28 protein-coding genes and 1 pseudogene are annotated in these 24,267 nt (G+C 34.5%); 19 read left to right on the top strand and 10 right to left on the bottom strand.

Going from position 1 to position 24,267, the window contains the following annotated elements; all coding sequences use genetic code 11:
• The first annotated feature begins 81 nt into the window (after positions 1–81).
• The 8 genes from CCAL9328_RS03250 (at position 82) to CCAL9328_RS03290 (ending at position 9,885) form a co-directional block, all read left to right on the top strand.
• Positions 82–1,482: an anion permease gene (locus CCAL9328_RS03250; RefSeq protein WP_169999974.1), complete on the top strand. Its 1,401-nt coding sequence runs from the start codon at positions 82–84 to the stop codon at positions 1,480–1,482.
• A gap of 119 nt (positions 1,483–1,601) precedes the next feature.
• Entirely contained in the window at positions 1,602–2,552 is a 951-nt protein-coding gene (locus CCAL9328_RS03255; protein WP_169971858.1) for a WYL domain-containing protein, read from the top strand.
• Between the two features lie 44 nt (positions 2,553–2,596).
• Positions 2,597–2,905 carry a hypothetical protein gene (locus tag CCAL9328_RS03260; protein ID WP_169971857.1) on the top strand — a complete coding sequence of 103 codons (309 nt, stop codon included), beginning with the start codon at positions 2,597–2,599 and terminating at the stop codon, positions 2,903–2,905.
• A 79-nt stretch (positions 2,906–2,984) separates the two neighbouring features.
• Positions 2,985–4,853, top strand: coding sequence for a tRNA uridine-5-carboxymethylaminomethyl(34) synthesis enzyme MnmG (mnmG, locus tag CCAL9328_RS03265; RefSeq protein ID WP_169937515.1), 1,869 nt, complete (start codon positions 2,985–2,987; stop codon positions 4,851–4,853).
• Between the two features lie 307 nt (positions 4,854–5,160).
• Positions 5,161–7,401 (top strand): formate dehydrogenase subunit alpha, encoded by a 2,241-nt coding sequence (gene fdhF, locus CCAL9328_RS11265; protein ID WP_349304188.1) that lies wholly within the window; start codon positions 5,161–5,163, stop codon positions 7,399–7,401.
• A 212-nt stretch (positions 7,402–7,613) separates the two neighbouring features.
• Entirely contained in the window at positions 7,614–8,825 is a 1,212-nt protein-coding gene (locus CCAL9328_RS03280; protein ID WP_169999976.1) for a two-partner secretion domain-containing protein, read from the top strand.
• A 41-nt stretch (positions 8,826–8,866) separates the two neighbouring features.
• Entirely contained in the window at positions 8,867–9,523 is a 657-nt protein-coding gene (locus CCAL9328_RS03285) for a hypothetical protein (RefSeq protein WP_169999977.1), read from the top strand.
• On the top strand, positions 9,472–9,885 hold the full coding sequence (locus tag CCAL9328_RS03290; protein ID WP_169937503.1) for a hemagglutinin repeat-containing protein: 414 nt from the start codon (positions 9,472–9,474) through the stop codon (positions 9,883–9,885). Before CCAL9328_RS03285 ends, CCAL9328_RS03290 begins: the two co-directional genes overlap by 52 nt.
• 242 nt (positions 9,886–10,127) lie before the next feature.
• Here CCAL9328_RS03290 and CCAL9328_RS03295 read toward each other — a convergent pair whose 3' ends face one another.
• Positions 10,128–10,355, bottom strand: coding sequence for a hypothetical protein (locus CCAL9328_RS03295; protein WP_169937501.1), 228 nt, complete (start codon positions 10,353–10,355; stop codon positions 10,128–10,130).
• Between the two features lie 221 nt (positions 10,356–10,576).
• Between CCAL9328_RS03295 and CCAL9328_RS11335 the strand changes: the two genes are divergently transcribed.
• The 5 genes from CCAL9328_RS11335 to CCAL9328_RS03320 all read left to right on the top strand — a co-directional run bounded on the left by CCAL9328_RS11335 (position 10,577) and on the right by CCAL9328_RS03320 (position 13,723).
• A complete protein-coding gene (locus CCAL9328_RS11335; RefSeq protein ID WP_502707295.1) occupies positions 10,577–10,834 on the top strand; it encodes a hypothetical protein in 258 nt (85 codons plus the stop codon).
• A 226-nt stretch (positions 10,835–11,060) separates the two neighbouring features.
• Entirely contained in the window at positions 11,061–11,564 is a 504-nt protein-coding gene (locus CCAL9328_RS03305) for a hemagglutinin repeat-containing protein (protein WP_349304190.1), read from the top strand.
• A gap of 32 nt (positions 11,565–11,596) precedes the next feature.
• Positions 11,597–13,072 (top strand): hypothetical protein, encoded by a 1,476-nt coding sequence (locus tag CCAL9328_RS03310; protein ID WP_169999978.1) that lies wholly within the window; start codon positions 11,597–11,599, stop codon positions 13,070–13,072.
• 39 nt (positions 13,073–13,111) lie between these two features.
• On the top strand, positions 13,112–13,261 hold the full coding sequence (locus CCAL9328_RS03315) for a hypothetical protein (RefSeq protein WP_169999979.1): 150 nt from the start codon (positions 13,112–13,114) through the stop codon (positions 13,259–13,261).
• Positions 13,262–13,321: 60 nt separating this feature from the next.
• Complete coding sequence (locus CCAL9328_RS03320; RefSeq protein WP_169999980.1) at positions 13,322–13,723, top strand: hypothetical protein; 402 nt, start codon at positions 13,322–13,324, stop codon at positions 13,721–13,723.
• A 13-nt stretch (positions 13,724–13,736) separates the two neighbouring features.
• On the opposite strand, the gene CCAL9328_RS03325 is transcribed toward CCAL9328_RS03320, so the two are convergent.
• Positions 13,737–14,744 (bottom strand): IS1595 family transposase, encoded by a 1,008-nt coding sequence (locus CCAL9328_RS03325; protein WP_169999981.1) that lies wholly within the window; start codon positions 14,742–14,744, stop codon positions 13,737–13,739.
• Positions 14,745–14,907: 163 nt separating this feature from the next.
• Between CCAL9328_RS03325 and CCAL9328_RS03330 the strand changes: the two genes are divergently transcribed.
• From CCAL9328_RS03330 to CCAL9328_RS03340, 3 genes are read left to right on the top strand one after another with little or no spacing between them, the layout of a single operon-like run.
• Positions 14,908–15,153, top strand: a complete 246-nt coding sequence (locus CCAL9328_RS03330; RefSeq protein ID WP_169999982.1) for an XRE family transcriptional regulator — start codon at positions 14,908–14,910, stop codon at positions 15,151–15,153.
• On the top strand, positions 15,150–16,745 hold the full coding sequence (locus CCAL9328_RS03335; protein WP_169999983.1) for an Alw26I/Eco31I/Esp3I family type II restriction adenine-specific DNA-methyltransferase: 1,596 nt from the start codon (positions 15,150–15,152) through the stop codon (positions 16,743–16,745). The genes CCAL9328_RS03330 and CCAL9328_RS03335 overlap by 4 nt, the downstream gene beginning before the upstream one ends.
• 18 nt (positions 16,746–16,763) lie before the next feature.
• Positions 16,764–18,083: a DNA cytosine methyltransferase gene (locus tag CCAL9328_RS03340; RefSeq protein ID WP_169999984.1), complete on the top strand. Its 1,320-nt coding sequence runs from the start codon at positions 16,764–16,766 to the stop codon at positions 18,081–18,083.
• 1 nt (position 18,084) lies between these two features.
• Here CCAL9328_RS03340 and CCAL9328_RS03345 read toward each other — a convergent pair whose 3' ends face one another.
• Positions 18,085–19,506, bottom strand: a complete 1,422-nt coding sequence (locus tag CCAL9328_RS03345) for an Alw26I/Eco31I/Esp3I family type II restriction endonuclease (protein WP_169999985.1) — start codon at positions 19,504–19,506, stop codon at positions 18,085–18,087.
• 49 nt (positions 19,507–19,555) lie between these two features.
• Entirely contained in the window at positions 19,556–19,765 is a 210-nt protein-coding gene (locus tag CCAL9328_RS03350) for a helix-turn-helix domain-containing protein (protein WP_021171620.1), read from the bottom strand.
• A gap of 493 nt (positions 19,766–20,258) precedes the next feature.
• Here CCAL9328_RS03350 and CCAL9328_RS03355 point away from each other — a divergent pair, with 493 nt between their 5' ends.
• Positions 20,259–20,525: a hypothetical protein gene (locus CCAL9328_RS03355; RefSeq protein WP_169999986.1), complete on the top strand. Its 267-nt coding sequence runs from the start codon at positions 20,259–20,261 to the stop codon at positions 20,523–20,525.
• A gap of 475 nt (positions 20,526–21,000) precedes the next feature.
• Here the strand turns inward: CCAL9328_RS03355 and CCAL9328_RS10985 are convergent.
• The 5 genes and pseudogenes from CCAL9328_RS10985 to CCAL9328_RS03375 form a co-directional block, all read right to left on the bottom strand.
• Positions 21,001–21,096 (bottom strand): annotated as a pseudogene (locus CCAL9328_RS10985) (type II toxin-antitoxin system RelE/ParE family toxin); the annotation flags it as partial.
• A 256-nt stretch (positions 21,097–21,352) separates the two neighbouring features.
• Positions 21,353–21,568 (bottom strand): hypothetical protein, encoded by a 216-nt coding sequence (locus CCAL9328_RS03360; RefSeq protein WP_169999987.1) that lies wholly within the window; start codon positions 21,566–21,568, stop codon positions 21,353–21,355.
• 403 nt (positions 21,569–21,971) lie between these two features.
• Positions 21,972–22,376, bottom strand: a complete 405-nt coding sequence (locus CCAL9328_RS03365; protein ID WP_169999988.1) for a hypothetical protein — start codon at positions 22,374–22,376, stop codon at positions 21,972–21,974.
• 109 nt (positions 22,377–22,485) lie between these two features.
• On the bottom strand, positions 22,486–22,728 hold the full coding sequence (locus tag CCAL9328_RS03370; protein WP_169999989.1) for a hypothetical protein: 243 nt from the start codon (positions 22,726–22,728) through the stop codon (positions 22,486–22,488).
• Positions 22,715–23,119, bottom strand: coding sequence for a hypothetical protein (locus CCAL9328_RS03375; protein WP_169999990.1), 405 nt, complete (start codon positions 23,117–23,119; stop codon positions 22,715–22,717). The genes CCAL9328_RS03370 and CCAL9328_RS03375 overlap by 14 nt, the downstream gene beginning before the upstream one ends.
• A gap of 141 nt (positions 23,120–23,260) precedes the next feature.
• Between CCAL9328_RS03375 and CCAL9328_RS03380 the strand changes: the two genes are divergently transcribed.
• On the top strand, positions 23,261–23,464 hold the full coding sequence (locus tag CCAL9328_RS03380; RefSeq protein ID WP_169999991.1) for a helix-turn-helix domain-containing protein: 204 nt from the start codon (positions 23,261–23,263) through the stop codon (positions 23,462–23,464).
• Positions 23,464–23,676, top strand: a complete 213-nt coding sequence (locus CCAL9328_RS03385) for a hypothetical protein (protein ID WP_169999992.1) — start codon at positions 23,464–23,466, stop codon at positions 23,674–23,676. The genes CCAL9328_RS03380 and CCAL9328_RS03385 overlap by 1 nt, the downstream gene beginning before the upstream one ends.
• A 34-nt stretch (positions 23,677–23,710) precedes the next feature.
• Here the strand turns inward: CCAL9328_RS03385 and CCAL9328_RS03390 are convergent, their stop codons facing one another.
• Positions 23,711–23,959: a hypothetical protein gene (locus CCAL9328_RS03390; RefSeq protein WP_169999993.1), complete on the bottom strand. Its 249-nt coding sequence runs from the start codon at positions 23,957–23,959 to the stop codon at positions 23,711–23,713.
• Between the last annotated feature and the right edge of the window lie 308 nt (positions 23,960–24,267).

Genomic DNA, 24,267 nt, shown 5'->3' on the forward strand with positions numbered 1-24,267 from the left:
CAAAGGGCGTCTAAAAATAGTTTGCGGTTTATTTTCACGGTATCTAACTATAAAATACCTTGAAATTTAAAAGGATATAAGATGAACAAATTAACAAAATCTCTCATTGTTATTGCAGTGGGTGTTATAATATGGTTTTGCCCTCATCCTGTCGAAGTAGCGCCAAATGCATGGCATCTTTTTGCTATCGTTGTTGCTACTATCTTAGGACTTATTTTGCAGCCTTTGCCTATCGGAGCTGTAGCATTTATCGGCGTTACGATAGCTATCTTAACAAAAACTCTAAGTGTAAAAGACGCGCTTGCTGGTTTTGGAAATGCAACCATTTGGCTTATATTTTGTGCCTTTATTTTGGCAAGAGGATTTATAAAGACAGGACTTGGCAGACGCATAGCTTATAAGATCATCTCCTTTGTTGGTGATAGCACTCTTAAAATCGGCTATGGCATAGTATTAAGCGACCTTGTCATATCTCCTGCGATGCCAAGTAGTGGAGCAAGAGCGGGCGGTATATTATTTCCTATCGTAAAAGGTTTAAGCAGTGCTTTAGGTTCAGAGCCTGACGGAAGTAGAAAGCGTGCTGGAGCATTTTTTATGCAGACGCTTTGGCAAGGCAATACTATAACAAATGCGATGTTTTTAACTTCAATGGCGGCAAACCCGTTAATAGCAAAATTTGCGGCAGATACATTTCATGTGGAGATTTCTTGGACGCTTTGGGCTTTAGCGTCTTTGCTCCCAGGTCTTGTCTCTATAGCTTTGATACCTTACTTGCTTTATAAAATTTATCCGCCGGAGGTTAAACAATACCCAGAAGGTAAAGCCATAGCAAAGGCAGAGCTTGAAAAAATGGGTGATATGAGCTATGGTGAAAAGGTTGTAGTAGGAGTGTTTGTAGGTGCGTTAGTACTTTGGGCTACCGGTAGCTTAACAGGACTAAACGCTACTACGGTTGCACTGCTTGCTGTTTGTGTGTTTGTCGTTTTTGAGGTGCTTAGTTGGGATGATGTGTTGGCTGAAAAGGGCGGTTGGGATACGCTTGTATGGATGGGCTCTCTTATCACGCTAGCGGGTGGGCTTAGCAAGCTTGGTTTTGTAAAATGGTTTGCAGCTTACGCAGCGGGCGCTGTAGGCGGTATATCTTGGGTTGTTGCACTTGGAATTTTGCTACTTATTTATGTGTATACGCATTACTTTTTTGCAAGCCTTACAGCACATATCACTGCGATGTATGCGACATTTGGTGCGGTTGCGATAGCTGCAAATGCACCTGCTATGCTAGTGGCGCTTTTGCTGGCATTTGCTTCAAATTTGATGATGCCTATCACGCATTACGGCGGTGCACCTGCTCCTATCATCTTTGGTGCGGGATATGTCACGCAAAATGAGTGGTGGAGACTCGGCTTTATCACTACGGCTGCAAATTTATTTATCTGGGCATGCGTTGGCTCTCTTTGGTGGAAAGTGCTTGGACTTTGGTAATTTTGCGAATGTTCTAAATTTAAAATTTGACACTATGGTGAAACTACTTATCTTGTGTCAAATTTTATAAATTTTTAATAACTAAATTTGCTAGAATTTGTAAGTTTGAAGGGTGAAAAATGCAAAATAAAAAGAGCTTTGAACTTTTAAATTTATTAAAAGAACTGGTTAAAACCAGCGAGATAAATGTTAAAAATTACGCCTTAAAAACAGCTCTTAGCGAAAGAACGATAAGGCGATATTTAAGTGATATAAGGGAGTATTTTGGCGAAGACTCAATCATGATAACTTCCCGCGGAAACTACATCGCCGTAGATAAAGACCTGCTTAGCACGGTCTTGCTTCCAAGCCAAAAAGAGAGCGATGAGTTTGAAAAATTAATCGACCTTCTTCATATAATAAACCCCGGCTTTACAAAGGTTTTGCCAAGTGCGTATAAGCGTATCGATGATAAGCTTGGTAAAGAGCTTGCCGACGCATTTTTGATAAAAGGAAGTCCACATGAAAAACCAATAAACATAGAGATATTAAGCCAATTAAAAAAGGCTATAAAATTTAGAAAGTATTGTGATATTTACAGTGAGGGCAGGTGGTTAAAAGAGGTTAAGGTGTTAAAGATAATTTACTGCAAAGGCAACTGGCAGCTAGCTGTTATAAACCCCCAATACCCTCAAAATAACGGTTTTAGCGTGATAAGACTTTGCTTTATAGATAAAGTCAATATCCACTCTCATACCTTTAATATAAGCACCTATACCGAAAACTTCATCAGAAATTTAGAGAGCTTTTGGGATGGGTATAAATGTGAACCGTATCTTTGTGAGGTGGCGGTAAGTGATGAAATTTTAAAATTTTTTAAGGTCAAGAAATTTTTTAAAACTCAAAATATCGCAGAGAGTTTGCAAAACGGCTGGACTAAGATCACCTTTGAAATAACAAGCGATGATATGATCTTAATGCTTGCTCGTAGGTGGTTTCCTGACTTTATCATTATCTCGCCAATTAGTGCAAGAGATAAATTTAGCGAGTTGGCAAAAAGATATCTCTTAAATTTAAATGTCAAATTTTAAATGACTTGGAATATCTTTTGCTTTTTATCCAAAAAAGGATAAAAATGAAAATTCCAACCAACGATGATATAAAAAACATCATGCTTCAAAACCTTTCAAAAAATGCAAATGCTTTAAATTTAAGCGATATGAAAAGTAACGAATACGGCTCTTTTTTGGAAAATTTAGCACAGAACAAAAAAGGAAATTCAACCGTTTATAAAGAGCTTGAAAAAGAGGTCGCCAAAGACGCTAAAATGTTTAAGCAATTTGACTTTATGCGACTTATGAATAGGCTGCAATTTGGTAATTTAAACGATAAAGAGAGGGCTGAAATTTTTGCCAAGATGACAAAGATCGCAAGTGAAATTTAAGAGCTTTTTTGCACAACTTTCACATTAATTTTATGCTTTTTAGGATAAAATCGCTCAAAATTTTAAAAGGTTAAATTTAATGAATAGTTATGATATTATCGTTGTGGGTGGCGGACATGCTGGCATCGAGGCATGTTTGGCGGCTGCCAAAACGGGCCATAAGACACTTTTGATAACAATCCTTGCAGAGCAAATCGGAGCCGCAAGCTGTAACCCTGCTATCGGAGGTCTCGCCAAAGGACACTTAGTAAAAGAGATCGATGCACTCGGCGGTCAGATGGGTTTAACTACCGATGCGGTGGGGATTCAATTTCGTATGCTAAATGAGAGCAAAGGTCCGGCGGTGCGTGGCTCAAGAGCTCAGATAGATATGGACAGATATCGTGTTTATATGCGAAACGTGCTTTTAAATACGCCAAATCTTGACATCACACAAGAGATGGCTACAGAAATTTTAACCAAAGATAATGAAATTTGCGGTGTTAAAACCAACCTTGGCAACACTTATAACTGCAAGAAATTAATCATCACCACTGGCACGTTTTTAAATGGACTAATTCATGTGGGGTTTAACAAGATAGAAGCCGGGCGTGTGGGCGAATTAAGCTCTAAAAATTTAAGTACAAGCCTTAAAAGCTTAGGACTAGCGATGGGGCGTTTAAAGACCGGGACTTGTCCTAGGATAGATGCAAAAAGTATTGATTTTAGCGTTCTTGAAAAGCAAGACGGAGACGGTGCCCCGATAGCTTTTAGCTTTAGAACTAAAAATTTTAATCCCAATCAACTTCCTTGTTATATCGCTTATACTAATGAAACCACTCATGAGATTATCCGCTCAAATTTTGATAAAGCGCCACTGTTTACGGGGCAGATAGAAGGTGTTGGACCTCGTTACTGCCCTAGTATCGAAGATAAGATCAACCGCTTTGCCGATCGCGATCGTCATCATTTGTTTGTCGAGCCACAAACCGCAGACGCCACGGAGTATTATATAAACGGCTTTTCTACAAGTTTACCTTATGATGTACAAGTGGCGATGCTTCACTCTGTCAAAGGTTTTGAAAATGCTAGGATAGTGCGCCATGGGTATGCGATCGAGTATGATTATGTCGAGCCTACCGAGTTAAGGCATAGTTTGGAGACTAAAAAGATAAAAGGACTTTATCTTGCAGGACAGATAAACGGCACGACAGGCTATGAAGAGGCCGGAGCGCAAGGGCTGATGGCTGGTATAAATGCCTCTTTAAGTCTTAAAGGCAAAGAACCGCTTGTCTTGCGCCGTGACGAGGCATATATAGGCGTGATGATAGACGACCTTGTAACAAAGGGAACTAAAGAGCCTTATCGTATGTTTACCTCAAGAGCAGAGTATAGGCTTTTGTTACGCGAAGATAACGCTATACTAAGGCTTGGCGCATATGGTCATGAGCTTGGGTTGCTTGATGATGAAACATTTAACCGCATCGAAAATATCAAACAAAATTTAAAAGACGGCGTGGAACTACTAAATACCAAAGAGATAACTCCTTCAAAAGAGAATTTGGCATTTTTGGCATCTATGAGCGAGGAGATAATCAGCGAAAAAGCAACTTTGCAAAAGATAGTAGCTAGAAAGAGCTTTACTCGTGAGAAGTTGACACTGCTTGATGAGTTCTTTAAAGAGCTTGACGAGATAAGCTTGGAACAAATTTTAGTTCAAAGTAAATATCAACACTATATCGGCGAACAACAAAACCAAATCGAACGCATGAAAGAGATGCTTGGCGTTAAAATCCCTGAAAATTTTAGCTTTAAAGGCATTAGCGGACTTAGTAACGAAGTAGTAGAAAAGCTTGAGAAATTTGCGCCCGCTACGCTTTTTGCGGCAAGTGAAATTTCAGGCATAACTCCCGCTGCTGTTGATATCTTGCATATCTACATAAAGATGTTTAACAAAAAAGACAAGTAGGATTTCCCGCTTGTCTTGCCTCTTAAATTTATTTTTTATTTATATTTTATATTAATTATATTTTATAAACTTATAGCATAAAATTTATAAAAAATTATATCTTATGCTATTAAAAAATTTATTTTTATAAAATTTTTTCAGAAAATTTAATCTTTTAAAACATCACTTCTTCTATAATTTTAGCCTATTTTACGGTATTTTAAAATATGCTATTTTTGCATATCTATTAAAATAAGCTTAAATATTAAAATTAATTTAATATTTTTAGTCGTATAATAGCCGTGCATAAAATTTAAAAGGAGAGTCGATGGAAACGATCGTAAAGACGACCTGTCCGTATTGCGGTACCGGTTGCGGTATTGACCTTGTCGTTAAAAACGGCAGGATAGTTGGTGCAAAACCTACTCAAGATCACCATGTCAATGACGGCGAGCTTTGTTTAAAAGGTATGTTTGGTTGGGAATTTGTAAATTCTCCAAAACGTATAACACGCCCTTTGATGCGTAAACGAAACGGTGTTTTTGACAAGCATGGGGATTTAGAAGAGGTAAGCTTTGATGAGGCTTATGATTTTATCGCGGATAAATTTAAAACAACCGTGGCAAAATACGGAAGCGACTCTATCATGGGATTTAGCTCGGCTAGATCAAACAATGAAGACAACTATGTATTTCAAAAATTTTTTCGTGCACAAGGCAGCAACAACGTAGATCACTGCGCTCGTCTTTGACACGCTCCTACCGTGGCAGGTCTTGCCAATACACTAGGTAACGGAACGATGACAAACGACCTTGTGGAGTTTGCTACATGTACTGATGTATTTTTGTTAATCGGCACAAACACTAGCGAGTGTCACCCTATAATCGCCATGCAGATACAACGAGGACTTGAGCGTGGTGCAAAGATGATCGTTATCGATCCAAAGCGCACCGATATGGCTAAAAAAGCAGACATTTATCTGCAAATTCCTATAGGCTCAAACATAAAAACGCTAAACACAATGATGAATGTCATCTTGAGTGAAAATTTACAAGATGACGAATTTATCGCAAATTATACTCACGGTTTTGAGTATTTAAAAGAGGCGGTTAAAGACTTTACGTCTGAAAAATTTGAACAAGAAACAGGGATTAAAGCAAGTCTTATCATAGAGGCCGCTAGAATGTATGCCAAAGCAGGGACGGCTGCGATTTGCTATACTATGGGCATTACGCAGTTTACCGATGGAACTTCTAATGTCTTTAGTCTTTCAAATTTGGCTTTAATGACCGGAAATTTAGGCAAAAAAGGTGCGGGTGTAAATCCTCTTCGCGGACAAAATAACGTCCAAGGCGCATGTGATATGGGTGCACTTCCTAACGTCATACCTGCAGGCGCTGTAAATAGTCCTTACGCACAAGAGCAAGCACGCAAGGTGTGGCACTTTGAGCTTAATCCAACTCCGGGCGTAAAATTAACCCAAGCACCTGATAAGATGGATAGCGGTGAGATAAAACTGCTTTATGTATTTGGCGAAAATCCCGTGATGAGCGACCCTTGGACGCAACACTTCATCCACTCTATACATCATCTTGACTGCTTTATCGTTCAAGATCTTTTCTTAACAGAAACCGCTCAAAAAGCCGATATCGTGCTACCTGCGGCATGTTGGGGAGAAAAAGACGGAACATTTTTAAACACCTCCCGTAGAGTGCAACGAACGCGTAAGGCAAGCGAGCCTGTAGGCGGGGTAGAGCCTGACTGGAAAGTAGTTTGCAATATCGCTAATCGCATGGGACTTGAGGGCTTTAACTTTGGTAATGCCGAGCAAGTTTGGAACGAATTACGCGAGTTGATGCCAAAATTCTTTGGCGGCATAAGCTACTATAGGCTTGAAAAATTAGGCGGTATATCATGGCCTTGTCCTGATGAAGATCATCCAGGAACTCCTGTGCTTTATACTGATAAAAAGTCCATGCTTCCAGACGGTAAATTCTGTTTTGTGCCCGTGATTTACCTTGATGACAAAACACAACGAGCCGATGCCGAGGCTAAATTTAGGGATAGGCTTAATATCCCAAATGACTATCCTGTAGGATCTGGTGTGCTTAGTGAAGTGCCTACGGAGATTTATCCTTGTTTGTTTACAACCGGTCGTAAGGTATATCACTATCACACAGGCTCAATGACTAGAGAGTGTCCCGCTCTTGAGTATGGTGCAGGAGTTGAAGGTGCGCTTATAGAGGTAAGTCCTGATATAGCAAATGAGAGAGATTTGCAGGAGGGATGTTACGCTTTGGTTGAAAATAAGCGTGGTAAGATCGCAGCAAAACTTCATGTAAATAGCGACCTTAAAGAGGGCACGATATTTACTACTTTTCACTACAGTGAGGCTGACGGCAACGAACTAACAAATGCCGGCGACCCGGATCCACTTTCCGGTATCACACCGCTTAAAATGACGATAGCAAATATCAAAAAATTAAGCGAAGACGAGTTTATAAAATTTAGAGAGCAAAACGAGATGGATATGCACTCTGAAACGCCCTATTTGTCTGCTAGACACTAAAATTTAAGGCGACTTTAGAGGGGTTGCCTTGAAATACTTTTGCTTAATTAGTTGTGATCTTAGAATGGATTGTGCCATATTATTGTTACTGTTACGGCATAACGCTGTCTGAGGAGAGGAGTTGTTTTAAAGAAATGGCAACACTCCTCAGCTTGGTTATCACTCTCTAATATTTTTACAAATAAAAGCATATTTCCTAAAATAAGCATTAGGTGAATTTAATACAAATTTTCTCAATCATATCTTGTATTTTTATTATCATATCGTTATTTATTTCGCAAATCTTAGCTCAAATCATCCCCGATAAATCTGCTTCGCAATCTAATCAGCCGGCAATTTCAAAATCAAGCAATAATGCCTTTATAGTAAATATTGTAACCCCTAATAATAAGGGCATATCATTTAATGAGTATACTAAATTTGATACTCCTAATAGCGGCACGGTTTTAAATAACTCCGTAAATGGAGCTAACACTAGTATAGCAGGCTTTGTAAATGCAAATCCGTCTTTAAACGGCGGTTATGCAAATTTGATAGTAAATCAAGTAAACTCAAGCAATCCTTCTTTGCTAAAAGGAAATTTAGAGATAGCAGGAAAGAGGGCTGACTTGCTTATGGCAAATCCTAGCGGTATAAGTATAAATGGACTAAACATAATAAACGCAAGCTCCTCTTCATTTGCTACGGCCAAGTTGCACATGAACGCAGGCGATCTAAAATCACTAAATTTAACCCCGATCTTAAACGCTTCTAATCCAATGCAAGGCAAGATTGTAATAAAAGATCAAGGCTTAAATGATACGTCAAGCAATTACACTAATATCATAGCAAACACTATAAGCATAGCAAGCTCTATACACTCAAATGAGTTAAATTTGATATCCACAAATGATATGGTAATAAGCGATAAAGATAGGTTGTTTAATAAAATACGGCCAACTTCATCTTCGTCGTCTAGTATGCCAAGTATATCTATAGATAGCTCATCTCTTGGAGGAATGTATGCCAATAAGATAAATATCATAGCTACTAAAGATGGCGTAGGTGTAAATAATGCCGGTATAATCAGCGCAAGTAAGATAAGCATTAATGCAAACGGAGATATTATAAATTTAAACACCATTAAAGCCAAGGACGAGTTGCAACTAAACTCTGCTAAAACCATATCTAATCAAGATAGTGCTTTGATTTCAAGCTCCAATGATATGAGCTTATTTGCAGGCTTTATTAGCAACCTAACAAACTCAAATATCATCGCCGCTAATCATTTAAACATAAAAGCAAACAACCTAAACAACTTCTCGCAAAGCGTCATTAAAACAAGATTTGAGCAATACACCGATGTGCTAAATTTAACTTGTGGTAGTTGTAGAGATAGGACTTTTGCCTTAAGTGTTGATATACAAACCATAAAGATGAGATAATAAACGAATGGGAGCTTGCTAATAAATCATATAACAGCGAGATGTTAAGTAAGGAGCTGTTTGAGAGAGTTGTTTTAAGTGACGCAACCTTATATGCTTTAAATTTACACACAAACAGCTATTTTTATGCAACAAGCTCACGTCCTTTTGTATCTCTTGGGTTAAATGAGGACTTAAACTATATTACCGCTCGCACTACTAGCGCTAGAAGCAACGAGATAACTCGCAATATCTACTATAACATCAAAAAAGAATTTATAACAGATGAGAGCTTACGGAAATTTATACCCAGTAAGATATTTGCCGACGGCGATATAAATTTTAACGTAGAGCATATAACCAACGATAAAAGTCATGTATATGCAAGTAACGATATAAGGCTAAATGCTAGCACTCTTGCAAATGTTGGATATGACCTAGAAAGAGATGTAAGTAGCCATATAACATACAAATGGCAGGAAAAAAGAAAGCGCAGTAAATTCGGCGGTCACTATATGCAAACACTAGGTGGCAATAGCGCGCATAAGAATTTAAACTATAAAGAAGATGGCCTGCCTGTCGTATTTGCTTCAAACAACGGCTTTTATGCTAGCATTATAGATCTTACAAATGGTGACATAAACGATATGGCTAATAAAACATTAATATGCCTTTCTTTAAACCAAACGCCACAGCCCCTATATCTTATAGTCCTTTAAACACCGGCTTTTTATACCGCATAGATAGTAGTAGCTCGCCGGCTTTTGTGCTTGGTAAATTTGATAAACTTTATGCTGATATGAACAACCTTATACTTCAAAACTTTAACAAGTATAGGGGTTATAATTTAAACCAAAGCTCTTTAATAATAGCTAGGCAAGACATTGGCATAGACGCAAATGGTAATATCTATAACAGTGGATCCTTGGCGGGTGATAATGTAAATTTAAGTGCAAATTCCATAACAAACAAAGATGCTTTAATCCTAGCAAGTAACGATATAAATTTAAACTCTAGCAACTCATTAAATATCATATCAAGCGCTCTTAATGCTAAAGATATAAATTTAGATTCAAACTAAGTATTAATAAATCAAAGCGGTAAAACTGAAAAATTTACAACTCATACACAAACAACGCTTGGCGCAAGCTCACACATAAACGCTTTCAATGATATAAATTTAAAAGCAAATAACGCCCTTATAAAAGGCTCTGCCCTAAGTGCAAATGCAGATAATGAGCTTAATATATTAGCCGCAAAAGAGCAGATAAAAGAACAAAGCATATACAAAAAATCAAGCTTTAACCCCCTAGGCATATTAACTTATGTAGGCACGCTTGGCACTTCTGGAGGAGAGATATTAAAATCCAGTCTAAACGAAAAAGGCTTGGATGACGGCACATCAAGGCTATCAAATATCACATCAAAAGATACTATAAATTTAAATACCAAAGACGCTTTAATAACTGTCACCCTAAAAACCCCTAACGATATAAATATAAACGCCAACAAGGTATCTATACTAAAATGCCACAAACACCCACAACTCATACTCCATAAATGAGAGTAAAAACGTAAGCATAGCTCATATACAAGATATACTAAAAGACCTTACTAAAATAGTAGATAATTTAAAAAAGACACTAGCGTAAAGTTAAGACTGGCTAGTACCGAATATAAAAAAGCCACTTCCAACATAAACTCTAGCGAAGTAGTTAGCTCAAATTTAGACTCTAAAAAACATATCTATAAATACAGACAAAGACATAACTATAACAGGCGCAAATTTAAATGCAGATGATGAGATAACCCTAAGCTCTAAAGATGGAAATGTTTATATAAAACACGGCACCAACACCATAGATGCAGACTCTACCTTAAAGCAAGCAAATTTAGCTATATCTTTAACCATGCAAAACGAATATGCACAAATAGTTCCTGCCACTATAGCTTTAATGCAATCCATAAAGCAACTAAATAGCGTAAAAAAGAGTATGATAAATTTAAAAGTGAGCTATCAAGCCAAATGATCTAAAACAAAGACACAAAAATAAAGATGCGGGGATTGACTACTCTGATATAGAAGATCTAATAGACGTCATAGATAATATCAAAGATGAAGAGAGATACTATATAGTAAATATCGCTCTAGCCACAGCTGACGTAGCCTCTAAAACAACGGCTCTTGCATCTCAAGTATCCGTAGCAGGAGCTAGCTGGGCTACATTTGGTTTTAGCGTAGGATTAGCAGCCGACATTAGTGGCAGCAATACTAAAAACACTACCTCTCAAACCACATCTGTATCATCAAACCTAAATGCTAATAACATTAAAATCTCAACCAACAAAGATAAAGATACATCTATAAATATAATAGGCTCAAATTTAAATACAAGCAACAACATAGATATATCTACCAACAACCTAAATATAAATGCTTCACAAGACACCTATATTTATAAAGAAGATAGTAAAACAATAGACGGAAGTATAAAATTTACTATGTATGTGGGCAGCGGAGGAAGTGCTGGTCTAAGCTACTCCACAAACCATAAAGACATAGAAAGTGTAATAAACAACAACTCTTTGCTTTACTCTAAGAGCGATATAAATATAAACACTTCTAATGACACTACCATAAAAGGTGCAAACCTAAGAGCGGATAATGCTTTAAATTTACACACAAAAAACCTAATATTAGAGAGCCTAAGAGATAGATATACATCTAATGAAAAAGGCATGGGTATAGGACGGGTATAGGATTTAGCGGGGATCAAACAACCTAGCAAGCTATGATAATACAAAAACTATCAAATGCTAATGCAAATTTATCTTTAAATAGATCAAACACCATAACCAAACAAACGGTACTATCAAATATAACGGCTAATGAAGTAAATATAAATACAACCAATAACACTCACCTAAAAGGCTCACTAATAGCAGCAGGTGAATATAAAACCATAATAGACGAGAACGGCAATAAACAAACTATCTTTATAGATAATCAAAACCTAAATTTAACTACTAACGCTCTAGCCTATGAGAATTTATCAAACACAAGCTATAAAAAAGAAACAGCTTTAAGCTTAGCAGCCAACTATGCACTAGCAAATTCAAATAGTAGCAATAACAAAGAAAATAACACAAATAATCAAACAAACCAAGAAATAAACAACAAAGATACTAATGCAAACTCTAAGATGTCATCACTACCATACAGTAACAGTAGAAACCTAAGCTATGAGGCAACCAAGACACTAGCTACTATAGGAGAAGGTAACCTAAATATAAAAGATAAAGATGGCTCAGATGATACAACTAGACTAAACAGAGATACAGCCAGTATAAACAAAGAGCTATATGACACATCGGTATCATCTAATATAGATGCTGGTGTGGATATGAGGTTGTTTAGTGAGCAAGGCAGAAATGAGATAGAAAAAGAGTACAAAGAAATGAATAAAAATATGGCCACTTTAGCAAAAACCCTACCCAATGAGAATAGCGATAATAAAGCAGAAGCCATCTTTGGTTATGCTTGGAATTTAATAGGCTTTGCCAGTCTTGGCATTTTACCTACAAACGAAAATAAAGGTGGTATACTGGCGCAAATACCTATATTAACTGGCATTGAGGATAATTCTAGAAAATTACTTCAAGTAGTTAATGATAAATCTGAAAAATTTATATCAAACAAAGATGATTTTATTAAATTTAAAGATAGTGAATACTATAAATCATTGAGCAAAAGTGATAAATCAAAATTTGAAGAAAATTTAAATACTCTTTATATTTCTAAAAAGCCAGTGGAAATTTCAAAAAATACAGCTACATTTCAAAATTTTACAAACGGCATGATGAATAATGCCGGAGAAGCTATAAAAAATGGACTACAACAAACTGGATTTTGGAACATCCGTGAGGATGCGATTGAACTTACCGTTAATTACAATCCATCTTATGGATTTTTAGGTGATTTATTTGAAGCTACTGTTGATAAATTTGGCGGAACAACTGGTATGGCAAAGCAGACTGGTAATTTTTATAGTGATGTGATTGGTGCAAGGGGTGATGCTGGAAGCAACTTTGCTAATCACTCACAAGCAAATGCATTAACTAATAGCGGAATAAAATGGAAGATAGATAATGGAGGGTTTGATGTTAATAATGGAGAACATACAATTGTATCTTTTGGGTCTCCTGTAGGCAGAAGTGAAATGGAAAAAACTATCAATCTTGCAAATAGCAATACAGGCAATAATTAATTTATATACTCTGGTACATATACAAAAAAAGGAGACTTTGTGGGAGAAGGACTTGGTGGAAATAGTGGGAATAATGGCAAGGCAACTCTTGGCGATAGGCTAAATTTTATCAATATTGGCAGGTTATTTACAGATGGTTCGCCACATAGTGAGTATATTTGTCCGATATTATGTAGCAAACGCACCTAGATTTTAATAAAATTAACCGCTAAAATTCCTTTTAAATTTTAAAAATCAAAAGGAATATAAATGCCACAATCTCACATTATTTCAGCCCTTACAGCTAAACACTCACAGCTTCAAGGGCAAATCACACACCAAAAAGAGCTGATAAAAATGCTTACAAACGAGCTTGAAACGATAGGTAAAACGATACTGATATTTGAGCCAAATTTTAAACTAAATGAAATCAAGAGTAAAAGTGTTAGGGCTATCTCATATTTTAAGCGTGGAGAACTAACTAGGGAAATCTTAGAGTGCCTAAAAAATAAGCCTAGCACCATAGATGAAATAAGTGATTATCTATTTGCAAATTCTACCGCTGATAGCCATTTTATAGCCAAATTTAGACAAAATATTCACTGCACATTAAACAAGCTAAAACAAAGAAACATTATTAAGCAAGACCAGCATACTTACGAAATCATCTAATTTGTATGACTATCTAAGCACCAAGCCTTTCATTTACTCTATGATTGCCTTGCCAGTATCCGCAAAACTTATTTGAGATAGGCTTATTTAAGCATTTGCCTAAAATATCTTTAAAAATAGCACCATTATCAAGTCGTCTAGTATCCTCTCTATAACTTATTTCATTTGCATAGTTTGATAAATATAAAACGCTTAGTTTGTGGCATTGTCCGTATTCTAATCGCCTAAATCTAGCGTTGTAGCTCTCTGATTGGTTATTATTCTCACCACCGCTACCCATATATTCTACTGCGTGATTTACTACTTTGTGAGTGTAATATGCTGATAAATCGCTATATTCTACATTTTCATCGGTGTGCATTTCGCTACCACGCAAAATATGCTTACAAACTATGTTATTTATATCAAAGGTATTTTCGCTTTTTAATATAAAAGTCCTACTCTTATTAGCGCCGCTACCTAGCTCATCTCTTTGGCGAAGTGATATAACCACTCTCTTATTAGGCTTAAAAGCCTTACGCCTATCTATTCTATCGTTTATATTATTCTTTGGTCTTATGTAGTTGCCCACATATACTCCGTCAATCTCACAAACACCGCTAAACGGCTCGTCGCTTTGATAGTCTATCAAGCTCTCACGAAGTTTATGAAGCAATACAAATGCACTCTTATACTGAATATCTAAATCACGGCTTAGCTGTAAAGCCGATATACCCTTAACCGCATTTACAAATAACACGATAGCACAAAGTAAGGTTTGAAGTGGCAATTTATGAGAGTGAAACAAAGTTTCACTCGTTACACTAAATCTCTTATGGCACTCATTACATTTATACTCATTTCTTGTAGTGATAAGATAAATTTTACTTGTATTTCCGCAATTCGGACATATAGGATTTCCACCATTGCTATGCCACCTAATATCTGCAAATGCTTTCACAGCTTCACTATCGCTCATCTTTGCTATTTGCATAAGTGATAATTTTCTAGCTCTTGATGATAGTAAGAAGTGTTGTGCCATTTTATATCCTTTTAGTGTATATTTATTATTTTATAATGTTGATATTATACATAAATGTGTATTAAGTAAAGCTAAAATATCTACATATTAATGTAATAAATTTAAAAACTTATGGATTTTTTATATTTAAAAATGTATAATTGCAAAATTATAAAGGAAAAGTATGAAATTAGCACAAATAATTCATAAAATTCATAAACTCATAGAAGCAAAAGAGATAAAAAATATCACTAAAAGAGAGATGGCGGGCAGGCTAGGTATTTCAGAACGAACCTATATAGAGTGGCTTAGAGAAACAAACGAGCCTATCGCTATGAAAGCAGTGCTTGATATGTTATCGCAATTAAAAGATGATGATATATTGCAAGTTATTGAGGCTTGGAAGCAAGAAGTGGTTGGTAAAAAATGAACAACGAAACACTTTGGAACAATATACGAACAAATAGTTGCCAAGCAGAAAAAGAGATAGAAAGCCTAACAAAAAAAAGAACAGGTAGTTATTATACAGATTTATATTTAACAGATGTGATGATGTTTGAACTGGTTTCTAAGTTAGATATGAAGCTTAAAAAGATTTATGATTTTACTTTTTTAGAACCCTGTGTAGGTTCAGGTAATTTTGTTTTTTCGTATATAAAAGCAGTTCGGAATATGATAAGAACACAAGAAGAAGCAAAAAAACTAATCAATAACATATATGTAGTTGATATAAACAAACAGGCATTGGGATTTTATAAAAAATCATTACAGCTTATTGTTTATGATTATTGGGGGATTGCACTAGATGATGCCTATTTTGATTCCCATATAGCTTCAGGATTGGTTTTTGATATGTCAAAAGATAAAATTGAATACATAAATATTGATGATGTTTTTGCAAATAAAAGATTTGACATTATAGCAACAAACCCACCATATAAAAATCTTAAAGCCGAAATAAATCAATATAAGAGAGAAGCTGATTATAATAGTGATAAAGAAAAATATAGAGATATTGCAAAAATTGTCAAAAATAATTTTAAATATTCAAATACTGGTGTTTTAAATTTATATAAAATTTTTATAGAAGAAATATTAGAAAAATACAGCAATAGCAATTCGTTCATATCGCTACTTGTTCCATCTTCGTTGCTTGCCGATAAAAGTTGTGAAAAATTAAGAACAAATATATTGACAAATAATTTTCTTCATTCTATAAAAATAATTCAGGAAAACAATAAATTTGTTAATGCAAAACAAGCATTATGTTCTTTGCTGATTTCTAAAACAAAAAAAACAAAAACCATTGATATAGTTACAGATTTTTGTAATAAGCCAAATGAAAAAATATCGGTTGAAATAAAAAATATTATTAATAAAAATAACGGAAATGCTATTATTGCGATTTCAAAAAATGACTTTTTAACGCTAGATAAATTGCGAAAATTTCCAAGTGTTAAAGATTTGGATTTCATTATCAATTCTAGAGGCGAGCTAGATTTGACTGCCGATAGAAAATATTTTAATGAAATAAAGAATGGCATTCCGTTGGTTAGAGGAAGAGATATTGGGTTGTTTAGTTTAAAAGAAAAAGGCACAATAAACTATGTATCGCAAGATTTTATAAAAAAAACACAAAAAAAAGAATATATAAAATGTGGAAGAATAGCGTGTCAACAAATTGCGAATATACATAAAGATAGAAGAGTTATTTTTGCTTACATTCCAGCAAATTATATATTAGCAAATTCTTGTAATTTTATATATATTACACCAAACAAATACAATATAGATAGCTATTCAATTCTTGGGTTGTTTAATTCAAAAATTATAAATTGGTTATTTAAACTTACAAGCACAAATAATCATATAAATAATTACGAAATAGATAATTTCCCAGTTCCTATCAATTCAAAATTTTTAGAACAAATATCTAAAAAAACAAAAAAATATCTTGAAACAAAAAATGATAAATTACTTGATGAAATAGAAAAGCTATCTATTTTAGCATACGAGCTGTAAAATTTAAGGAAACAAACAATGAAAAAATATGCAATAGATTTTTATAATGATATAAAAAATATAATTCCAGCATTCACAATTGAATGCGCTGAAAGCATACTAGAAAAAGGCTTGGAAACTTATAATTGTTTGGATAACTTAAATGATTATGAATTAAAGATTGCTATGATTATAATAAAAAAATATATCGCATTATATAATGGATATGTATTAAATCATACAACATCTAAATTAAGCGATTTAGATATAGAAATGATAGAAACTGTTCCGCAAGGTGGAAACTGGAAGTATATTAGACAAGAAACCATACAGAAATCAAAAAGACTTCAAAAAATAGCACAAACTGGTGGAAGAACCACATTGTATGGTAGAATTGACTACAATAAACCAAGTTATACAATAACAACCTGCTTTAATAGACCAGGAAATGGAACTTATGTTCATCCTATTCATAATAGAGTAATTTCAGTTAGAGAGGCAGCAAGATTTCAAACTTTTCAAGATAATTATTATTTTTATGGAAATAAAAAAGAAATTCTTAATCAAGTAGGAAATGCAGTTCCTGTTTTTTTAGCTTATCAGATTGGAAAAAAAATAAAAGATAAAATAGGTTGCTATAAATCAGTAGATTTATTTTGTGGGGCAGGCGGAATGACAACAGGATTTAAAAAGGCTGGAATTATATCGCTACTAAGCAACGATATAGATAAAAGTGCTTGCATTACACTAAAAGTTAATAATCCTGAAATAAATGTTTTATGTGGAGATATTACCCAGCAAGCAATAAAAGATAAAATAAGTAGTATTGCATTAGAACAAGGTGCAGATATTGTTTGTGGTGGACCGCCTTGTCAAGGATTTTCTATGGCAGGTTTTAGGGCTGATGATGACCCAAGAAATCAGCTTTTTCGTGATTTTATCGATATTATAAAAAGGGTTAAGCCTAAAATAATAGTTTTTGAAAATGTAGAGGGGCTTTTGAGCTACCAAAAAGGGAAAACATATAAAGAAATTCATCAGCTGTTTTCCGAATTGGGATACAATACTAATGGCAGAGTTATATCTGCAAACGAATTTGGTGTTTCACAAAAAAGAAAAAGAGTTATAATTATATGTGTAAGAGATGATTTAAATATTATGCCGAACGAGCTTTTTCCGCTACCAATTACAACTGAAGCAAAAAAACAAATTACAGCAAAAGACACAATAAAAGATTTAGAAATAATTGAATGCGGTGAAAGTGCAAAATATAAATCAAATAATACCAACACTGTAACTATTGATTTTTTAAGAAATCACTTATCATATGAAGATTATATGGCAAAAATACAAGATTGATTTAAGGTTCTTGATATTTACTAATCAATCTTATTTGTATCATTGCCATAAGTTCATTAAATAATGCAATTACTTGTGTATTTGGAATATTTGCTTCAATATATTGACAAATTTGAGCCAATTTAGCACATTCATCCCTATTTAAATCGCTATTGTTTTTACGATTATCTTTCTTGTTATATTCGTATATGGATTCCAATGCTATTCTTTTGTACCTATCAAACTCATTTTGATTTCTTGCAGTAAAATGTCTAGTTTTTTTAGAAATAACTTTTCCCATATTATTAAAGCTATAAGTCCAGTTAAAATAATTGCGTTTTGGCTCTATATATGCTTGAATTAGAAAATTCTTGCCATTTTTTGGGCATAAAGTCAAAATATAATGCAATATAAACATAAAATTCACCACATTTTGTTTCAACATATCCCTATATACTAATAATGTTTTGTCTGACTTGTTTTTGTAGTTATTCTGTATATAATCCCACAATCTTGCTGAATACCACGATATTGGACTCACGCCTGTTCTATTTTGAATTTTTATTATATTTTCTATATCTATTATTGTTAATCTATCTCTTTTTGATGAATTTTCTCCACTTAACATTGGTTGCAAATATAAGGGGTCGTGTATAAAACCAAGAGAAATTGGTCCTATATGGTCAGCTGATATTCCATTAAAAAAGCTACTTCCCATAAACTGATTTGCTGCGTGAATATTACCATCGCTCCAATATTCATAAGCTCTCCTATCTTTTGTATAAGTTCTTAAATTTTCTTGCGACCTACCTAAATCTTGTGTTTCTCTGCAACATCTATTGTAAGAATGAAAACCATCAAATCTATCTGGAAAATTTGACATAGCACCTGGACTAAGACACTTTTTATTGCCTTTTCTGCAAGCATATTCAAGACTATTAATTATTTCATCTTTTGTTGCTGTTTGTGGATTTAATTTTAAATCACCTTTTTCAATAAAAAAACTAGCCAAATCTATTTTGCTAACACCATTTATCATAAGGTCATCCCATATATAAGAAATATGGTCACATATTGTGTAGTAGCTATTAAATGTGTCGTTCAGTGATTTTAGAAAATTTTTGCTAGGATAATGATAAAACAAAGACATACTATTTCCACAAATTTGACAAACTTTACATTTTGTAGGATGAATCTCTAACATCACATCAGCATATATTCCAGGATAAATTTGACTTATGTCACCAATAAGTTTTAACTCATATGCTTTACCAATACACCATTTTATCCTATCTTTTCCTATTTCCGTATCAGCTGGTGCAAGCCATCTATATTCTCCGTTGTTTTTACTTTTTATTGAAAGACCACTATAATTCGGATGACTTACAATAAAAGACATATACTTAATAAAATATGGATGTGGTAATTTTGTATTTCGTGGCATGCCAATCCTTTTAATGGTTTATTTAATTAGATAGGCGAGAAAATTTGATTTACTTTAGGTTTTGAAATAGCGTTTCAAGAGAAACGCCAAGACCATCGGCAATTTTTTTAATATTTTTCAAAGAAATATTTCTTTTACCGTTTTCTACTGAAGCATAATATGTTCTATCCATATCAATTGACAATGCAAATTTTTCTTGACTTAATCCAGTTTTTTCTCTTAACTGTCTTATTGCTGTGCCAAAATTTTGTAAAATCATTATTAGCTCGCATTTTTCTAAAATTTCGGTAATTGTAATGCTTTTGGTGTTTTTAATGCAACGGATTATAAGTAACAGTTGTAATGTTGTGTTTAGAGTATGATAGAATTTTATTTTTTAAAAGAAATTAAAATCTAGGTGCGTTTGCTACATAATATCGCATAATTGGTGTAGATACTGACAACGATGATATATTTGTTACTGTTGATAATACCATAATCTATAGTGACAATAGTATAATATCCGTGTCCCCTCCAGGTTATAATGGTGTATCTTTTGAGCGCCTGATAACCAATATAAAGTATAAGGATGTTATAGTTTTACGCAGAAAGATACAAGACAAGATAGTAGAAAAAATTAATAGACTTAGTAGTGAGCTATATTTAGATAAAACCAATATTGAAAAATTTAGGATAGATACACAAAACACAAAAGGTAAATTAAATTTAGCTATGCAACATTTGAAGAAGCTTTTGTTAGTTATATAGATGGTATGCAGTGTAGAACTTTTAAAAGTCGCGAATTTATACATAGTGCCTCTACAAAAACTAGAACGATTAAAACTAAGCAATATGAGACATACTGTAGCTTTTACAAAGAAAATGGCGAACCAAAATCTCTTTTGGTGTCATATGAGTATAGCTATATCGTAGGCAACGATGTTTTTGATGATTTTAGGCGTGATATGAATGCTATCTTTTCATCTATAAAAATAAAAATGGATAGAGAAAAGATGAAAAAAAGAGGGACTTTTGTTTGAAAAGCCACATGAGGTGCAGTTTTGGTGAGAACTTTACGATCTAAATTTACTTATAGCACAAGTGTATCATCTGGCGTAGACCACGATAGATAGAAGATTGTTTTGAGGTGCAATATTTACCAAAAGATTATAATGTATAAAGAAATGGTGGTTAGAGGCAACTTGCAGAAGTATATAAAAGCTCGTATTTAACGCTATTTTGTAGGTATATTCAAAGTAAAAATGTCAAAAATATGAATTCAATGTTCCTAAGTTTCACATACTTTAAATAATAGTTATGAAAATTGCGGTTTTCAAACTATTATTTAAATAGTGCCGTATTTTAGGGCTTTTGCGAATGATGAGGTTTGATTTTTAAGTTTCGTAAGCTTAAAGCAGGTAGTTATTAACTTTTTTGTTTAAGCTTTCATATTTTTTTATCGGTTTTCAGCTCTAAACTTAATTAAGGTTAGCACCCTTAAAACCGCCTGAAGTTTCACGCTTTCCACTCGTTAGCTTTGTAAATGCCTAAAAGATAAATTTCATCTCTCACGATTGCGTAAGGGATTACGTAGCCTTTAAAGATTAAATCGCTCCGTGCGCTTGATTACCACTTTTCTACCTCATCGCATAAGCTCTCTAATGGGTATGTTTTAAGCTCACCCCGCTTAATGGCTTCGTAGTCCTCTTGATAGCCCTTTATGCGTTCGGCGTGTTCTATTTCGGCTTTTAGTGTGATTGTCTGCCGTATTGTAACCCTTAAAGGCTTTAAATTTAATTAGCCTTTGCGGTGTTCGTTTTGGCGTTCATTTGTTTAGATTAAACCGCTCTTAGCTTCGTGTGTGTCGCTATTTGCTTAATCCGTGAGCGTTCATTTCTCGGCTAATATAATTATACGCCTCTTTTATTCTCGCCCTTAGTCTTTTGTTATATTCTCTTTGTTTGTTTAGTGAGCTCTGAACTTCGTCTTTTTTGCTGATTACAATCTTACCCTCTAGTTTGTCGATAAAATCTTTTATCTTTTTAAGATTGTTCTTGCTCGCTTGGATTGTGATACGTGGCATTAGCTCCCTCTGCTAAATAGATATGATAGCCAAATAAAATTATCGGCTAAAACATTTTAGGTTCTTTGTAGTATGTGTGGCTTACGGGGGTCGGCAGTGCCCCGCTCAATAAAATTCACTCAAATTTTTTAAATTTTTGCAGACTTTAGTTAAAATTAGCTCCTATGGAGCTAAAAAAATGCAAAGTCTGCAGGTTAGTCAAATACCCTTTAACTTTATTAAAAACGCCCTAAAGGGTTAAATACTGCGCTGATACCGGCTAGGGCAATGTCGCTTCCCTAGTGCGCTTCCCATATCTATTATAAGCCGTTAGGGTCGTCCGTGTGTTCGGACCAGGCTTTTAAGCTAGTGTGTGTAAGCTTATTCAAGGGCATAAATTTAGCTTATATGCCCTTTGATAAATTTACTCCTCCGTCTGCGTATCGTATATGTATTCCATCGCCTCAAGGTCATATCCGTATCGGTGCGAAAAGAAAAATAAAATCTCTCGCTTAAGTTGCGATATGTGAGCGTAATATTTGGCGTTATACTCTATGGCTTTATCCATACCGCCTAAACTCTTTGCGCTTAGGTCTAAATTTAACCTGTCTAATTCCGCGTGGGTGTCTAGCTCCTCGATAAGCTGTCTAGCTCTTGTAAATATCGTTTCAAATGGCTCGTAATTGTCTTTACTTGCGCACTCTCTTATGCGCTTTGCCCTTTGTAGTGCTATGCTTTCGCCCTCTGCTGTTGCCTCCTCTCGCTCTTGTCTTGCCCGTCTTATCTCGGCGCAGGCTTTAAAAAACGCCTCTTGTGAGTTCTTATTCATCTCTTATCCCCTTAAATGATTTTACAAAGCGGACAAAGTCCGCAACGCTTACGCCTCTAATATCGCCCATTAATGAGCGGTAAAATTTAAAAGTTTGATAGCTCATCTCTTAACGCCTCCTAAATATTTTTTCCATCTCTTTGTAATTTGCCGATAATAGCTCGAGCCTAAAGAATAAATCAAAGGCACAATCATAAAATTCTTGTGTCGCTTGCTCTGACTTTGCCCTGTAAGTCCATAGGTGCTTATTAAAAAGTCTGATTTGCCTTTTTAGCTCTTTTCCATCATCAAAATAAGCCATTATTGAATTCTTGCTCGGTATCATCGCCTTTGCCTCTTTACTTGGTTTCATTGCTTGCTCCTCCTTTGTTTTGGTTATGCCACGTATAAACGCCTTTATCCTCCGTAGTGTTTTTGTAGTGAATATTCACACCTATACTTGCTTGTGTCATTGCTTCCATTAGCTCGTCTTTGCTAGTCTGGTCTAAACAATAAAGCCTAATTGCTCTTTGCAAGGCTTCAAATTTAGCTTTTAGTTCTTTGTTCTTTGCCTCTAGTGCGTTAAAGTTGCTCGCTAAGTTCTTAAGCATTGTGAATAAATCAAAAGCGCAGTCCATTACGCTAAAACTCGCCTCTTTGCCCTCTTGCCTCTTGTTTTCATAAGTGGCTAGAAACTTTAAAAACTCTTGCTCCGTGCTTGATAGGTCTTTGCCTATCGCCTGTAAAATGTTGGTTGATTGCATTTGTTGCTCCTTGATATAATTTTTTAATTGTATTTTTATGAAATTATATAATTTTTTCGTTGTGCTGTCAAGCCTTTAAATAATGTTTTAAGTATTTTTATGTAAGATACGATAATAAAAACATTACAAAGGCTTTAAAAAATGGATAGACAAGAATTTAATGAATTATTGAAAAAAGCAAATCTAAGTAAAAAAGAGTTTGCGGAAATTGTGGGCTTACAATATGGTTCTGTGAATAATTGGGGCGGTTCTCAAGATGTTCCACGTTGGGTCAAATCTTGGCTAGAAAATTACGACAAATCCACCCGCTACGAAAAAATCAAAGAAATTACAAAAGAAATTTAATGTATTACGAACCTAGCGGACTTGCTCTTATATTTGCTCTTTTGTTTTTTTGGCATCTTATTAAAAGCACGGATAAAACTCAAAAACTGCACGATGCAGAACTTAACGAGATTAAAGAGAAGTTGAATAGAGGCTACGAAATACGCTTGAATGAACTTAAATACGTTACCGCTAAAGAGCTTAACGAGCTTGGTATAAAATTTATAGTTTAAACACATCTTTTAATCTTGTTTCAAATTCTATTTTTTAATCTCTGATTTTATCTTTACGCTCTTTAAAATTTGCATTCGGCTTTTTACTGGTCCGCTTGTTTTCTCGTTTGTCCTTGAGCTCTAAAATCTCACTCTCATAATAAAAAACATTTTTCCAGTCTTTGATTGTTGAAAGGTTGTGTTTCTTAGAAATTTTACTCATAGCGGCTTTGGTTTTTATGCCTAAAATATCCATAGCTTCATTATTGGTTACTATTTTGCCGTCTAAGTTATTGTTTGTCATTTGTCCTTATTAAATTTCCAAAAATATGGCGTGCAAAAAATGAAATGCACCCGTCCGATAATTTCCTATGGCGGTCATAGAGATTTGACCCGCCCCCGTCTGTTTGTTCTCTATTGCACTTTATTTAACTTTAATCTTATGTAGTTTTGGTATAGTTTCGTATGCTTTTGTCAATTATGAGACATTAAGCCTAATAATGTTTTTAGTATTGTGTTTCGGGCTGATATTGGTTTCTGTTTCTTTGTCGGTAGTGATAAGTATGACGATTAGGCGCATAAGAGAGTTAAAAAATTTAAAGGATAAAAAAT

Source organism: Campylobacter sp. RM9328, from assembly GCF_012978615.1.

Excerpts from the sequence above, each read along its gene's own strand:
- CCAL9328_RS03250 (WP_169999974.1), top strand. The coding sequence starts at position 82 with ATGAACAAATTAACAAAATCTCTCATTGTTATTGCAGTGGGTGTTATA.
- CCAL9328_RS03295 (WP_169937501.1), bottom strand. The coding sequence starts at position 10,355 with ATGAGTTGTGGGTGTTTGTGGCATTTTAGTATAGATACCTTGTTGGCG.
- CCAL9328_RS03285 (WP_169999977.1), top strand. The coding sequence starts at position 8,867 with ATGTTAAGTAAGGAGCTGTTTGAGAGAGTTGTTTTAAGTGACGCAACC.
- mnmG (WP_169937515.1), top strand. The coding sequence starts at position 2,985 with ATGAATAGTTATGATATTATCGTTGTGGGTGGCGGACATGCTGGCATC.
- CCAL9328_RS03335 (WP_169999983.1), top strand. The coding sequence starts at position 15,150 with ATGAACAACGAAACACTTTGGAACAATATACGAACAAATAGTTGCCAA.
- CCAL9328_RS03260 (WP_169971857.1), top strand. The coding sequence starts at position 2,597 with ATGAAAATTCCAACCAACGATGATATAAAAAACATCATGCTTCAAAAC.
- CCAL9328_RS03390 (WP_169999993.1), bottom strand. The coding sequence starts at position 23,959 with ATGACAAACAATAACTTAGACGGCAAAATAGTAACCAATAATGAAGCT.
- CCAL9328_RS03380 (WP_169999991.1), top strand. The coding sequence starts at position 23,261 with ATGGATAGACAAGAATTTAATGAATTATTGAAAAAAGCAAATCTAAGT.
- CCAL9328_RS03355 (WP_169999986.1), top strand. The coding sequence starts at position 20,259 with ATGCAGTGTAGAACTTTTAAAAGTCGCGAATTTATACATAGTGCCTCT.
- CCAL9328_RS03345 (WP_169999985.1), bottom strand. The coding sequence starts at position 19,506 with ATGCCACGAAATACAAAATTACCACATCCATATTTTATTAAGTATATG.
- CCAL9328_RS03340 (WP_169999984.1), top strand. The coding sequence starts at position 16,764 with ATGAAAAAATATGCAATAGATTTTTATAATGATATAAAAAATATAATT.
- CCAL9328_RS03325 (WP_169999981.1), bottom strand. The coding sequence starts at position 14,744 with ATGGCACAACACTTCTTACTATCATCAAGAGCTAGAAAATTATCACTT.
- CCAL9328_RS03385 (WP_169999992.1), top strand. The coding sequence starts at position 23,464 with ATGTATTACGAACCTAGCGGACTTGCTCTTATATTTGCTCTTTTGTTT.
- CCAL9328_RS03365 (WP_169999988.1), bottom strand. The coding sequence starts at position 22,376 with ATGAATAAGAACTCACAAGAGGCGTTTTTTAAAGCCTGCGCCGAGATA.
- CCAL9328_RS03375 (WP_169999990.1), bottom strand. The coding sequence starts at position 23,119 with ATGCAATCAACCAACATTTTACAGGCGATAGGCAAAGACCTATCAAGC.
- CCAL9328_RS03320 (WP_169999980.1), top strand. The coding sequence starts at position 13,322 with ATGCCACAATCTCACATTATTTCAGCCCTTACAGCTAAACACTCACAG.
- CCAL9328_RS03255 (WP_169971858.1), top strand. The coding sequence starts at position 1,602 with ATGCAAAATAAAAAGAGCTTTGAACTTTTAAATTTATTAAAAGAACTG.
- CCAL9328_RS03370 (WP_169999989.1), bottom strand. The coding sequence starts at position 22,728 with ATGAAACCAAGTAAAGAGGCAAAGGCGATGATACCGAGCAAGAATTCA.
- CCAL9328_RS03290 (WP_169937503.1), top strand. The coding sequence starts at position 9,472 with ATGCCTTTCTTTAAACCAAACGCCACAGCCCCTATATCTTATAGTCCT.
- CCAL9328_RS03360 (WP_169999987.1), bottom strand. The coding sequence starts at position 21,568 with ATGCCACGTATCACAATCCAAGCGAGCAAGAACAATCTTAAAAAGATA.
- CCAL9328_RS03350 (WP_021171620.1), bottom strand. The coding sequence starts at position 19,765 with ATGATTTTACAAAATTTTGGCACAGCAATAAGACAGTTAAGAGAAAAA.
- CCAL9328_RS03310 (WP_169999978.1), top strand. The coding sequence starts at position 11,597 with ATGATAATACAAAAACTATCAAATGCTAATGCAAATTTATCTTTAAAT.
- CCAL9328_RS03330 (WP_169999982.1), top strand. The coding sequence starts at position 14,908 with ATGAAATTAGCACAAATAATTCATAAAATTCATAAACTCATAGAAGCA.